At 35.7% G+C, this 13115-nt stretch carries 17 protein-coding genes; 3 read left to right on the forward strand and 14 right to left on the reverse strand.

The genetic code is table 11. From position 1 onward, the window contains the following. Positions 1 to 43: 43 nt before the first annotated feature. The gene (locus MKY90_RS21095) at positions 44 to 193 is read left to right on the forward strand and encodes a hypothetical protein (protein ID WP_162014387.1); all 150 of its coding nucleotides are present in this window, start codon (positions 44 to 46) and stop codon (positions 191 to 193) included. Here the strand turns inward: MKY90_RS21095 and MKY90_RS21100 are convergent. Continuing rightward, positions 186 to 1424, reverse strand: coding sequence for a DNA polymerase IV (locus MKY90_RS21100; RefSeq protein ID WP_002088539.1), 1239 nt, complete (start codon positions 1422 to 1424; stop codon positions 186 to 188). The two genes, MKY90_RS21095 and MKY90_RS21100, sit on opposite strands and share 8 nt — an antisense overlap. 142 nt (positions 1425 to 1566) lie before the next feature. On the opposite strand from MKY90_RS21100, the gene MKY90_RS21105 reads away from it, so the two are divergent. After that, positions 1567 to 1773: a hypothetical protein gene (locus MKY90_RS21105; RefSeq protein ID WP_078184414.1), complete on the forward strand. Its 207-nt coding sequence runs from the start codon at positions 1567 to 1569 to the stop codon at positions 1771 to 1773. Positions 1774 to 1823: 50 nt separating this feature from the next. On the opposite strand, the gene MKY90_RS21110 is transcribed toward MKY90_RS21105, so the two are convergent. Together MKY90_RS21110 and MKY90_RS21115 are read right to left on the reverse strand one after the other, a co-directional pair. Continuing rightward, the gene (locus MKY90_RS21110; protein ID WP_002015107.1) at positions 1824 to 2942 is read right to left on the reverse strand and encodes a tripeptidase T; all 1119 of its coding nucleotides are present in this window, start codon (positions 2940 to 2942) and stop codon (positions 1824 to 1826) included. Between the two features lie 127 nt (positions 2943 to 3069). After that, positions 3070 to 3615 carry a GNAT family N-acetyltransferase gene (locus MKY90_RS21115; protein WP_078184415.1) on the reverse strand — a complete coding sequence of 182 codons (546 nt, stop codon included), beginning with the start codon at positions 3613 to 3615 and terminating at the stop codon, positions 3070 to 3072. A 188-nt stretch (positions 3616 to 3803) separates the two neighbouring features. Here MKY90_RS21115 and prli42 point away from each other — a divergent pair, with 188 nt between their 5' ends. Further along, positions 3804 to 3896 carry a stressosome-associated protein Prli42 gene (gene prli42, locus MKY90_RS21120; RefSeq protein ID WP_000549036.1) on the forward strand — a complete coding sequence of 31 codons (93 nt, stop codon included), beginning with the start codon at positions 3804 to 3806 and terminating at the stop codon, positions 3894 to 3896. 90 nt (positions 3897 to 3986) lie between these two features. Here the strand turns inward: prli42 and MKY90_RS21125 are convergent, their stop codons facing one another. The 11 genes from MKY90_RS21125 to MKY90_RS21175 all read right to left on the reverse strand — a co-directional run bounded on the left by MKY90_RS21125 (position 3987) and on the right by MKY90_RS21175 (position 13114). Further along, a complete protein-coding gene (locus tag MKY90_RS21125; RefSeq protein ID WP_002088543.1) occupies positions 3987 to 4226 on the reverse strand; it encodes a DUF3894 domain-containing protein in 240 nt (79 codons plus the stop codon). A gap of 64 nt (positions 4227 to 4290) precedes the next feature. Continuing rightward, complete coding sequence (locus MKY90_RS21130; RefSeq protein WP_002015103.1) at positions 4291 to 4851, reverse strand: L,D-transpeptidase; 561 nt, start codon at positions 4849 to 4851, stop codon at positions 4291 to 4293. A gap of 16 nt (positions 4852 to 4867) precedes the next feature. Further along, positions 4868 to 5836 (reverse strand): aromatic acid exporter family protein, encoded by a 969-nt coding sequence (locus MKY90_RS21135; RefSeq protein ID WP_002033971.1) that lies wholly within the window; start codon positions 5834 to 5836, stop codon positions 4868 to 4870. Between the two features lie 100 nt (positions 5837 to 5936). After that, positions 5937 to 6659: an amino acid ABC transporter ATP-binding protein gene (locus MKY90_RS21140; protein WP_002088545.1), complete on the reverse strand. Its 723-nt coding sequence runs from the start codon at positions 6657 to 6659 to the stop codon at positions 5937 to 5939. Then, on the reverse strand, positions 6652 to 7311 hold the full coding sequence (locus tag MKY90_RS21145; protein WP_002067073.1) for an amino acid ABC transporter permease: 660 nt from the start codon (positions 7309 to 7311) through the stop codon (positions 6652 to 6654). Before MKY90_RS21145 ends, MKY90_RS21140 begins: the two co-directional genes overlap by 8 nt. Before the next feature lie 36 nt (positions 7312 to 7347). Further along, the gene (locus MKY90_RS21150; RefSeq protein WP_341092474.1) at positions 7348 to 8127 is read right to left on the reverse strand and encodes a transporter substrate-binding domain-containing protein; all 780 of its coding nucleotides are present in this window, start codon (positions 8125 to 8127) and stop codon (positions 7348 to 7350) included. Positions 8128 to 8377: 250 nt separating this feature from the next. Next, a complete protein-coding gene (locus MKY90_RS21155; protein ID WP_002015097.1) occupies positions 8378 to 8791 on the reverse strand; it encodes a BrxA/BrxB family bacilliredoxin in 414 nt (137 codons plus the stop codon). 144 nt (positions 8792 to 8935) lie between these two features. After that, the gene (locus MKY90_RS21160) at positions 8936 to 9394 is read right to left on the reverse strand and encodes an NUDIX hydrolase (protein WP_078184419.1); all 459 of its coding nucleotides are present in this window, start codon (positions 9392 to 9394) and stop codon (positions 8936 to 8938) included. Positions 9395 to 9467: 73 nt separating this feature from the next. After that, positions 9468 to 10172, reverse strand: coding sequence for a DUF421 domain-containing protein (locus MKY90_RS21165; RefSeq protein ID WP_061674762.1), 705 nt, complete (start codon positions 10170 to 10172; stop codon positions 9468 to 9470). A 106-nt stretch (positions 10173 to 10278) separates the two neighbouring features. Next, entirely contained in the window at positions 10279 to 11457 is a 1179-nt protein-coding gene (locus MKY90_RS21170) for an FtsW/RodA/SpoVE family cell cycle protein (protein ID WP_000831201.1), read from the reverse strand. Between the two features lie 340 nt (positions 11458 to 11797). Next, positions 11798 to 13114 carry a dihydrolipoamide acetyltransferase family protein gene (locus MKY90_RS21175; RefSeq protein ID WP_098167374.1) on the reverse strand — a complete coding sequence of 439 codons (1317 nt, stop codon included), beginning with the start codon at positions 13112 to 13114 and terminating at the stop codon, positions 11798 to 11800. Position 13115 lies beyond the last annotated feature (1 nt).

Below are 13115 nucleotides of genomic sequence, written 5' to 3' on the forward strand. Positions count from 1 at the left end.
TCAAAAAATATAACATGTACTTATATGTATGGAGGTAACCATGATGATATGGTATGACATCGTATTAAGGTTATTTATAGCAATTATTGTAGGAGCTTGCATCGGAATGGAAAGACAATGGAGACATCGAATGGCTGGATCCTCTCTTCCATCTAAAAAAGAAGGGTTTAAATCTCTAAAACCTTCTACATAAACTTATTTTCTAATTTTTGCTGAAACGACTTTTCTTGCTTACGCAATAATTGACTACCTCTCTGTAAAAGAGGTGTTCCATACTTTTCATTAATTTGATCAATAACAGCAAGTAACGGCTCTTCTTTCGCATCTTCTTCGAATGAAAACAAATCTAACTGTTTCACTGATTCTGTCTTCCACTCTAATTCAGTAGCTGTAACACCTAACAGACGAACAGAATCACCATCCCAGTGTTGCTTCCATAAACGTGATGCTGCTTGGAAAATAACCCGTTCTTCCCATATTGCATTTTTCAATTGTTTACTCCGTGTTACCGTGCGACGATCATGGTATTTAATCATAATTTGAATGTTATAACTAACGAGAGTTCGTTTTTGTAGCCTTTTGCTTACTGATTTCGATAATCTTTCTAACATATCAAGTAATTCTTTTTCTTCGTCCATATCCTTTGAGAAAGTCATCGAATTTCCAACGCTTTTATGTTGTCCCATTTGATTCGGATCAACTTCCCTGTCATCCATACCTTTTGCACGTTTTTGTAAATCAACACCGTGCTTTCCAATTTTAGCGCGAATGATATGCTCGTCTCCTTTTGCTAACTGTTCAATTGTATGTATATGAATATCTTTTAGTTTTTCAGCTGTTTTCTCTCCGATTCCATGCATCTCTGCAACTGATCGTGGCCAAATAATTTCTGGGATATCACGTTTTCGAAGTACTGTAATTCCAAGAGGTTTTTTCATATCTGAAGCAGTCTTTGCTAGGAAAAGGTTTGGGGCAATCCCAATGCTACATGGAAGCTGTAACTCTGTTAGTAACGCTTGTTGAATCATCTTCGCTATTTCAAGAGGCGAACCGAGCGCATAGCAATCTGTAATATCTAAATACCCTTCATCTATAGAAAACGGTTGTATTTTTTCTGTAAAACGGGAAAGAATTTGAAACATTTGAAATGAAGCTTCTCGATATAATGTAAAATTAGGGTGCCTCACAACTAATTGCGGGCATAATCGCTTCGCTTCCCATAGAGGCATCGTCGTACGTATTCCATATTCTCTCGCCTCATAACTACATGTTATGATAATCCCTTTTCTCTCTTTTTCATTCCCCGCAATCGCTAATGGCTTTCCTTGTAATGATGGGTCATGAGCAATTTCAACAGATGCGAAAAAACAATTCATATCTACATGTAAAATAACACGTCCATTTTTCGGATACATTTCTCGCATACTACTCACCCCTTAAAGAACATTTGTTCCTTCATTATATCAAATTTCTTTACACGTTATAATAATTATTGGTTTTTCTCTATCTATTTTTTGCTATACTGTACGTAACAAATGGATATTATTGTAAAGGAGGTGAATCGTTATGAAACAACATAATAAACTCAATTATGTATTTATTATTATTATAGTAATCCTTGCGATTAATTATTTGTTACTTCCCCTTTTTAACATTAACATTTACGCTTTAGGAATCTTCTCTCATTTCATACATTTTGCAACAACTTATGTACTTCCGTGGGTCTTCTTATATTGGCTTATCCGCCTTGTGAAAGCAATTGAATCAAAATAAAAAAGACGTGTAAACCATAATTGGTTCACACGTCTTTTTGACTTTATTACTTACTTCGCTACTTCTTCGATAATAGCTACAACTAATTCTGCTGTTTTCGCTAATTCTTCAACAGGAATTTTTTCATTTGTTGTATGAATTTCTTCATAACCAACTGCTAAGTTAACTGTTGGGATACCATGTCCTGCGATTACGTTCGCATCACTTCCGCCACCACTTTGGTGAAGAGAAGGCGTACGACCAATGTTTTCAGCTGCACGTTTCGCAACTTCTACAACGTGATCGCCAGCAGCAAACTTAAATCCTGGATACATAACGTTTACTTCAACGTCTGCATGACCACCCATTTCTTTTGCAGTTGTTTCAAATGCTTCTTTCATTTTTGCAACTTGTGCTTCCATTTTTTCATTTATTAAAGAACGAGCTTCTGCAAAGATTTGAACATGATCGCAAACGATATTTGTTTGTGTACCACCTTCAAAACGTCCAATATTTGCAGTTGTTTCAGAATCGATACGGCCAAGTGGCATCTTTGCGATTGCTTTTGCTGCGATAGTAATTGCAGATACACCTTTTTCTGGTGCTACGCCAGCATGAGCTGTTTTCCCGCGAATAATCGCATTCACTTTCGCTTGTGTTGGCGCTGCAACTACAATTTCACCAACTTTTCCATCACTATCTAATGCATAACCATATTTTGCTGTAATGCGCTCGCGATCTAACGCTTTTGCGCCAATAAGACCAGATTCTTCTCCAACTGTAATAATAAATTCAATTTTACCATGAGGAATGTTTTTCTCTTTTAAGACACGAATTGCTTCAAACATAGATGCTAATCCAGCTTTGTCATCGGCTCCTAAAATTGTAGTACCATCTGATACGATATATCCATCTTTAATAGAAGGCTTAATTCCATTACCAGGAACTACTGTATCCATATGAGAAGTGAAATAAATTGTATCAACACCGTCTTTTGTTGCTGGTAAAGTACAAATTAAGTTACCTGCACCATGACCAGTCACACCCATCGTGTCATCCTCAAATACTTCTACACCTAAAGCAGTAAATTTCTCTGTTAACACTTTGCAAATTTCTGCTTCAAATTTTGTTTCAGAATCTACTTGTACTAACTCCATAAATTCATTTACTAAACGTTCTTGATTAATCATAAGACTGCGCCTCCTGCACTACCATTATGTATGTAACAACATTAATTATAACAGAATTTCGCAAAAGTTTCGAAATACAAGACAAAAAACAGATGGTTAACACATCTAGATACCCATCTGCCTTCTATTACTCGTTTAACAATACCCAGCGCATATGATCTTCCCAGATGCCATTTACCATTAGCATTTTTCGAGATACACCTTCATATTGAAATCCTATCTTCGTCACTACTTGTATAGATGCTAAATTTCGTGGCATAATTGGTGCTTCTATACGATGTAAATGAAATTCTTCAAAGGTAACTTGAATTGCTTTTCTAAGCGCTTCTGTTGTGTAACCTTTATTCAATTCTTCCTTATCTAATTTATAACCGAGTACACAAGATTGATAAATTCCGCGAACAATTAGATTAAATGAAATACATCCAATAATTTTTGTATCATCACCCTTTTTAAAAATCCAAAGCCTGATAATCTTGCCTTCCGCGAACTCTTTTCTATCCTTTTGTAACTTTTTCTTTTGATAATCTAACGTGAAAAACCCCTCCGGTCTATACTCTTCCCACGCTTTTAAAAATTCACGATTTTTGTCGTAATATTGAAGAACTTTTTCCGCATACGACTCATCAATTTCTCTTAAATGTAAACGCTCTGTCTCGTATATTTTCATCATTGTATCTCCATTCTTCAGCTTGCATAAAAAAAAATTAATAATCTATCTTTTAACATATTCTCTACGTATGCTCAAATTTCCTGTAATATTTTGCACCCCCTTCCCGAATTTTGTCCTTTCTCTCCCCTTGTCCACAATTTCATTTCTCGTTACAATGAAATTGTACTGATTTGCAAGGAGGTTTAACGATGCATAAAAAAGCTCAAAAAATTATGGTTTATATAATGCTAATTTCTATGCTTGTAACAACATTACTTACTGGCGCAAGTATGTTTTGGTAAAAAGGACGATTCACTCGTCCTTTTTTTACTGCTTACACATACAAAATAGACCATCTCGAAATCGAGATAGTCTATCTTGTAATGAACATTTTATTTTATATATATTACAATTGCTACAATGCTAAAGGAAAAGGCCATTACAAGTGCTATTACAAAACTTGTATATTGTTTCTGCTGAAATGCCCCAATAACAAAAGTAAGATTGAGTAATGCCATAAATACGATCGCTACAACGTAAGAACATATATTAAAAGTTGCCAATATGAATGTAATAACAAATAGAAAACCAACACAAAACTGCATGTAAGAAATTTTTGGATTTAAATACATATGAGCAACCCCTTTACTCAATTATCTTTATATATTCTCATTAACGCATGGTTATGTACACATGTCAAGACAACTTATAATAAAAGAAAAAGCCAACCGTTTCGTTGACTTTTCCAAATACTATGGCCCCTTTTTCCTTCGCCAATTGCTGAAATGTTTTTTTCGATTTCACAATCGATACTTTCGTTCCAATTGGAATACGATCAAACAAATATTCCACATCATGTTTCTTCATTCTTATACATCCTTGCGAAATATATTTTCCAATTGAACTAGGTTGGTTTGTCCCGTGTATCCCATACTTACTTCCATCCGTGCCTCTTGCATTAAATCCCATCCATCTCGATCCAAGTGGATTTTTGGGAGAGCCCCCAGGAATATCCTTCGCAATATAATAGGGATCCTTCGCCTTCAATACAATGTCAAAGGTTCCTTCTGGGGTTAATTCATTTGTTTTCCCTGTCGCTACTGGAAAAACCTTTTGAATCTTCCCATCATCGATGTAAGCTAGTTTATTCGTTGCTTTATTTACAATTATAAAAGGATCTCCAGCACGTGGGTTATCACCAAGAGGCCAGATCGGTGATAGAGAAAGACATAATAATAAAGAAAGAAGATACGGCATATATAGTTCCTACCTTCTAAATAAGTTCTTTTATATTATCCTTTCCCTTAAAACGACTTTTAATGAGTAAATATTGCTCCATCTCATAAACAAGTTGAACAAGTTTTGCACGTATTTCAAATTCTTCTCGCGAGACTGGTAAAGGCATTTCTCTAAATACTTCTCGCATTTCTTGAAGTTGTCTTAACGAAATGACCCCTGTACTTTCAGGTCGAATAGAATTCCCTATATTTTCAATTACGTCTGCAATCATATCAGCTTGTTCATACGTCCAAGATAGTGATGCAGCTAATGGTATCATGCGCTCCAAAATTTCAAATTGTTGCATACGCATATCAAAATACCGATAATAATAGTCATCTTCACGCATAAATTCATTCTCAAGTTTTTTAAATGATAAATCTTTCGCTTCTTTCAGCATCATTTCTGTTTCAATTAATTCGGCCCCACTCCAATTACTATCTCGATTCCGTAAATAAACGACCATTTCAAACAAAATCGTTCTGAAATGCTCTTCTATTTTTCCTTGATACTCTTTCAGTTTATTCTCACTGCTTGGCATGTACATGTTTACTAATAAAGCGACACTAATTCCAATCGTTAATATAGCAATTTCATTACCAACTATAGACCATGTAATTTGCTTTAATGAATACAGATGCATAACGATAACCGAACTCGTGACAATCCCTTCTTGAATTTTGCACATAACTGCAGTTGGAATAAAGGTAAGCAGTAATACGCTAATCGCAAGTGGTGTATAACCAATCGTTTCAAAAATACAAAACGCAAATACCATCGATAATACACAAGCTAAAAAACGGTGCAACGATACTTGAACGGATTTTCGTTTCGTATTTTGCACACATAAAATGACTAAAATACCAGCTGAACTATAAAATTCTAATCCTAATAACTGAGCAATAAAAACTGCCGCTCCCGTTCCAAGCGCTGTTTTCACTGTTCTATATCCAATTTTAAACATATCATTACTCCTATATGTATAAACGTATTTACAGTTAGTATAAAAAAAGGATGACGCAATGTCATCCTTTTCTACCTATTATTCACGTACCCTTCACATATTACAATATCTTTTGCAAAAATTCTTTTGCACGGTCACTTTTTGGTGCTGTAAAAAACTCTTCCGGATTACTATCTTCTACGAGCTTTCCACCATCTAAAAAGAGAACACGGTCTGCTACTTCTTTTGCAAATCCCATTTCATGTGTAACGATTGCCATCGTCATTCCTGTCGTAACTAATGATTTCATAACTTCTAACACTTCTTTCACCATTTCTGGATCTAGCGCAGAGGTAGGTTCATCAAATAACATAACCTCCGGTTCCATCGCTAACGCTCTTGCAATTGCTACACGTTGCTTTTGTCCTCCTGAAAGACGATTTGGATATGCATCTTTCTTATCTAATAACCCCACTTTTTCTAGAAGTTTCTCAGCTTTTTTTTCAGCTTCTTGCTTCGTTACTTCTTTTACATTGATAGGAGCATACGTAATATTTTCTAATACAGTCATATGAGGGAATAAGTGAAAATGTTGAAATACCATTCCGACATTTTCACGAACGTGCATAATATTTGTTTTCGGATTCGTTACTTCTTCCGTTCCAATCCAAATGTGACCATCTGTCGGCGCTTCCAATACATTCATACAGCGTAAAAACGTTGACTTTCCAGATCCAGACGGTCCAATAATTGCAACAACCTCTCCTTTCTCAATCGTTGTTGTAATTCCTTTTAATACTTCATTTTTCCCAAATGATTTATGAAGGTTGTCAATTTTAATCACTTTTCTTCATTCTCCCTTCAATGGCTTTCCCGACTAATGTAAGAATAATTACTAATATATAATAAATAAGTCCAACAAAAAGTAATGGCTCAAGATATTTAAATGTTTCACCACCTACAATATAAGCACGGCGCATTAAATCAGTCGCTCCTATTACGGTTACTACAGCCGACTCTTTCGTAAGTGTCGCAAACTCATTCACAAGCGCTGGTAATATATTTTTTAAAGCTTGAGGAAAAATAATATTTCTCATCATTTTACTGTACGGAATACCTAAAGCCATTGCTGCTTCTGTTTGTCCTTTATCGACTGCTTGAATGCCGGCACGAATTACTTCTGACATATATGCACCTGAATTTAAGCTAAATGCAAGTACAGCTGCTAAAAAGGCCGGTATCTCATAACCCATCATTTGCGGAACACCGAAATAAATAATCATTAATTGTAATACTAGCGGTGTGCCACGAAATATTGACGTATAAATATCTGCTGCAATATTTAATACTCGTATTCTAGCAATTTTGCAAAGTGCTAATAACGTTCCTAAAATAAATCCTACCACAGCTGATGCAGCTACAATTTTCAATGTAACTTCTAATCCCTTTAATATATATGGTATTGAAGGCGTAATTGCCGAAAAATCTAGATTCATCCTTTTCATTCCCCTCACAGAAAAGTGAAAGGCAGCTTATTTTCCGCTGCCAAACCATTTCTTCACTAATTTATCCATTTCTCCATTTTCTTGCATTTTCTTAATTACTTTATTAAATTCTTCTGTTTTATCACTATTTTTCGGAAGAGCAATTGCTGCACCTACTTCTTCTGGTGCTTCTTGAATTTCAATTCCTTGTAGTTCTTTCATTTTTTCTAAATAATTTTTTGCAACTGTGTCTTCTATAATTGCAGCGTCAAAACGACCAGCTTTAATTTCTTGTACGATTTCTGGTATACGGTCACGTCCCTCAGCTTTGAAATCGACTTGTTTCTGAAATTCTTTTGCCTTTTCTTCTTGAATTGACCCTGTTTGTACCCCTACTTTTTTCCCTTTTAAAGCTTCTAACGATTTAATATTAGAGCCGTTTTTTGAAACGATCATATTTTTAGCAACAAAATAAATATCTGTGAAATCAGCATTATTTTTACGCTCTGCAGTTGGCGTCATACCTGCCATAACGAAATCAACTTTTCCTGAATTAAGAGATGCTAATAATCCGCCGAAATCCATGTCTTTCACTTTCACTTCGTATCCAAGTTCTTTTCCGATATATTTGGCAATATCAACATCAAAGCCGATAATTTCATCACTTTTTGAAGCTTCCACGTATTCATACGGTTTATAGTCTGCTGAAGTCCCCATAACGAGTACTTTTTTATTTTTTCCCGTAGCCTTTTCTTCCCCATTACTACAAGCACTGAACATACTTACAATTAAAATAAGTGCAAACGATATTGATAATAACTTTTTCATCTTTCTTCCCCCTAATAATGTATATTTAAAAGTTTAATAGAATATTTATTCGATGTTTGTATTGTATCAGCACTTTAATTTTTATGCAATATATAAAATAAAAATAAATATAAAAACAGTATTAAAGCTGTTGTTAATGCATAAAAACATGTATAAAATAACAACTTCCTGCATGTTTAATTATTTTAAAAACTAAATAAAAAAGGCGGTACACCCACTTGATTGTGGACGTACCGCCTTTTTCTCTTCCTTATAGTTCTTCGCAATTATCTTCGAAATAAGATTGTAGTTTTGCAATTACTTGCATTGGTTCATGACCTTCAATTTCATGACGTTCTACCATCGTTACAATTTTTCCATCTTTCAATAACGCAAATGATGGAGATGAAGGTGGATATCCTTCAAAATATTCACGAGCTCTTGCTGTTGCTTCTTTATCTTGACCCGCAAATACCGTTACAAGGTGGTTAGGACGTTTATCATAATGTACGGAATGTGCAGCAGCAGGACGAGCAATGCCACCTGCACAACCACATACAGAGTTTACCATTACAAGTGTTGTACCATTTCTTTTAAATGCTTCTTCGACTGCTTCTGGTGTCGTCAATTCTGTATATCCCGCAGAGACAATCTCTTCACGCGCTTGACGGACAACATCATTCATAAAAAAGTTAAAGTTAATCAATCTTTTCCCTCCTCTAATTCTACCTATTTGTATCTTACCAGTTAATGTTTATGAAATACAAGTAAGTTTACTTGTATTTAGGCATAGAAAAGGTGTTAGAGCCCTTGCTCTAACACCTTTTTGTCACTTTTCCATAATTTTCATATATTCACCAATCATTTTTTTATGCGATCCTACAATATAGTCAGGTAGTTCTGTTAGTGGGAAGAATGTAAGCTGAACCGCTTCTTCTTTATTCATAACAAAATTCCCTTCGTATTCATCGGTATAATAGGCTGTCGTTACGGATTGAAACTCATCACCGTTTGTTAATTTTGAAAAATAGTTCGCTCCAGAAAATACATTGATTAATCGGAGGTTCTTTACTTCTATTCCTGTCTCTTCATATACTTCACGGTAAGCTGTTTCTTCTGGTGATTCACCAAGCTCCATTAGCCCGCCAGGCAACCCCCATTTTCCGTAAGGCTCTGTTCTTTGCTGTAATAATACATATCCACTTTCATTTATAACGAGTACAACAGCACCAACTAAAATTAAAGGGCGATGACCAACTATTTTTCGTAATTCCTCTACATATCCCATGGAAACACCTCCCATTTTTACGTTGTCCACACTATTGTATCATATGTATGAAACGACAAAATGCGTATATTTTTCATTTTTTTAACAAAATATTTATTTTATGCGCTTCATCTACTGTAGCTAACATAATGGATTCGACTTCTGCACTCTTCTCTAGAAATTCTCTCGCCCACTCTTCTGTTTTCCCTACTAAAGCTAGAACATCTTGCTGAATCCTCCCATCCTTTACTAATACAAAAGAAACTGGAGATCTTCTTCCCGCCACTTTCAGATCAAGCCGCGAAACTGCTTCATATTCTGGATACCGAAATATAGAAACAACACCATTCGCTTCCCACAATGCTAATTTAATCGTTTGAATATCGCTCACATTTCGCATACGAAGTTCCGAAAATAAATATTCCACCGTAATTCTCGCTTTTTTCAAATTGCTAAAATCAATGGAGCCATTGTGTATAAGAATAATAGGTGCTGGCTCTAAAAAGCGTCTCCATCTATCCCATTTCAACATTAAGACTGAGCTTATAATGTGAAGTACAACGAGTATGAACGTTGTAATCATCGAGCCGAGTAACCCCACTTTTTCATCAGATAATGCGTTAGAAATATTCCCACCAAGCAATAATACTAATACAACATCTAAAAAACGAAGTTGCGCGATGGACCTTTGCCCCATCGCTTTCGCAACTAATATTAAAAATATGTATGCTATGATAGCCCGAATAACCCATTCACTATTAGAAAGATGCCGTGCCCCTTCAAAAATATGCATATGCATCACTTTGCACTCCTTACCCGTCTCAAACTGCTACTTTGTTTTAGTTTGCAACGTTTAAGAGCATATATGTAAAAAAGCTAGTTCGTTTTTACACGAACTAGCTTTTTTACTTAACTGAAAACATATATTTTTTATACGTTTTCCGTACGGACAATATGAGCCCCATCATAATCATATTCGAGAATAAGGAACTTCCCCCATACGATAAGAAAGGTAATGCAATCCCTTTTACAGGCATTAATCCGACGATCATACCAATATTTTGGAATATTTGAACTGTTAATATACCAATAGACCCAGCACATAATAATGTACCGAATAAATTATCAGCAGAATAACCGATAATAATTGTTCGATATAGCAGTAATAGGAACAAGAACACAACTAACGCGGCTACGATAAATCCACCTTCTTCGGCAATTGTAGCGAAAATAAAGTCAGTATGCTTCTCAGGGATATAGACGTTCCCTTCGCCAAATCCTTTCCCTTCCATACCACCACTACCTACAGCTAAAATCGATTGCTGTGTTTGATAACCTTGATCTGTATGTTCAAATGGATCTAACCAACCTAAAATACGTGATTGTTGGTGAGGTTTTAGTAACGTAACTAACTTATTAAAGAAGAAATCCTCATACCTTACGTAAATAAATATTAACGCCGATAATATGGTGACTGGAATAACTGTACATAACGCTATCAATTTCTTCTGAATACCTGACATAAATAAAATACATGCAATTGCAGCAGCATATAAGAACACCATCCCTGTATCCGGTTGGCTATATACAACAGCCATGGGCGGAAGGGATACAAGCACAATTTTACCTACTAATTGTAAATCCGTTTGGAATGTCCTTGCCATATACTGTGCATTATGTTTCACTGCTATACTTGCTACTACGAGAAGCAATGAAATTTTGAAAAACTCAGATGGTTGAATTTGTCCAACTAACGGAAATACAAACCATCTTTTTGCACCTAATTTTTCAGGTGTGAAAGTGGAAACCGGTAGTATTTTCAAAAGAATAAGTGAACCAAATCCGACGATATAAAGTGGCCAAGACAATTTTTGTAATTGATCTAAGTCGATGCTTGCAACAAGCAATAACAATACAACTCCAATTATGTAGTTCAAACCCTGTTTCATCGCAAAGTTTGCCTCTCCATATTGGCCAGTTTGCTGACTGCTATATATAGCAGCTATACTCGTAACACATAATGCTAACAAAATTAATATTAATTTTACATCTAAACTTTTTAGAAACTCGGTACTTCTTTTCATGACATCCTCCTGAAACATTGTTACAGCAAAATAAAAAACCAGGAGTCAACATTCTTCATGTTTTGACGACTGATTACACATTATCTATAAAACACTTATATAGAATAACCCTCTTTTTCATACAATACAATATATTATACTACAGTTTCGTCAGTAAGATTTGCCAAAAAAATTATTCTTTTCTTATTTTATATCTATATACCATATATCAGCAATGTATTTTCGTAAATTTCTAATACATACTCGTTCATTGTAAGATTGCCGGGAAAAGTGTTGTACATATAGTAGGATGCAAATGAAGAAATAAGATGATAAAAAGCTCGCATAAGCGAGCTTTTTATTAATATACAGATGTATTATTTTCTGACGTATTTTCTAGAATTTCTTTTACACGTCCTAAGAACTTACCACAAATTAGGCCATCTAGTACACGGTGGTCAAGTGATAAACATAAGTTAACCATGTCGCGAGCACCGAACATACCGTTATCCATAATTACTGGGCGTTTTACAATTGATTCAACTTGTAAAATAGCCGCTTGTGGGTAATTAATAATACCCATAGATTGAACAGAACCGAATGACCCTGTGTTATTAATTGTAAATGTTCCGCCTTGCATTTCGTCCGCTTTTAACGATTTCGTACGTACTTTTCCTGCAAGCTCTGTAATTTCACGAGCGATACCTTTAATCGTCTTCTCGTCCGCGTGTTTAATTACTGGTACAAATAGTTCATCCTCTGTTGCAACAGCGATAGAAAGGTTAATATCTTTCTTCTGAACGATCTTATCGCCAGCCCACATTGAATTGATTTGAGGATACTCTTTTAACGCTTGCGCTACTGCTTTTACGAAGAAAGCAAAGAACGTTAAATTAAAGCCTTCGCGCTTTTTGAAATCACCTTTAATTGAATTACGGTATGACACAAGGTTTGTCACATCTACTTCAATCATCATCCAAGCATGTGGCGCTTCGTGTTTACTACGTAACATGTTCGCTGCAATTGCTTTACGCACACCTGTTACTGGAATTTCGATATCGCCAGGCATTGTTGGTACAGAAACTGGTTTTGCAGCTTCTACTTTTTGTGCTACTGGCGCTGCTTTTGGTGCTTCTGGACGTGCTTCTACTACTGCTGCTACCGCTTCCTCTTTCTTCGCACCTGCTTGCGGAATATTTCCAGATTCCACTAGCTTTAAAATATCTTTACGAGTGATACGGCCATTTGCTCCCGTACCTTCTACTAAATCTAAATCAACGTTATGCTCGCCCGCAAGTTTTAAAACCGCTGGTGAAAAACGTGGTTTTCCATCAGTTGGTTGTTTTGCTTCCGGTGCTTTTTCAGGCGTAGCTACTTCTGCCTTTGGTTCTTCTTTTGTTTTTTCCTCAACAGCTGTCGCTGCTACTTCATCTGCGCCTTCTACTTGAATAACACAAACTACTTCACCTACAGCTAGCGTCTCACCTTCACCAGCGATTAATTCTTTCACAATACCAGTGAAAGAAGATGGTACTTCAGCATTTACTTTATCAGTCATTACTTCTGCAAGCGGATCATACTTGTTTACGTGATCGCCAACATTAACGAGCCATTTACTAATTGTACCCTCTGTAACGCTCTCCCCGAGCTGAGGCATTGTGATATTTTCTACAGCCATG

The sequence above is a fragment of the Bacillus sp. FSL P2-0099 genome, from assembly GCF_038007445.1.
In the GTDB taxonomy this organism is placed as follows: domain Bacteria; phylum Bacillota; class Bacilli; order Bacillales; family Bacillaceae_G; genus Bacillus_A; species Bacillus_A mycoides.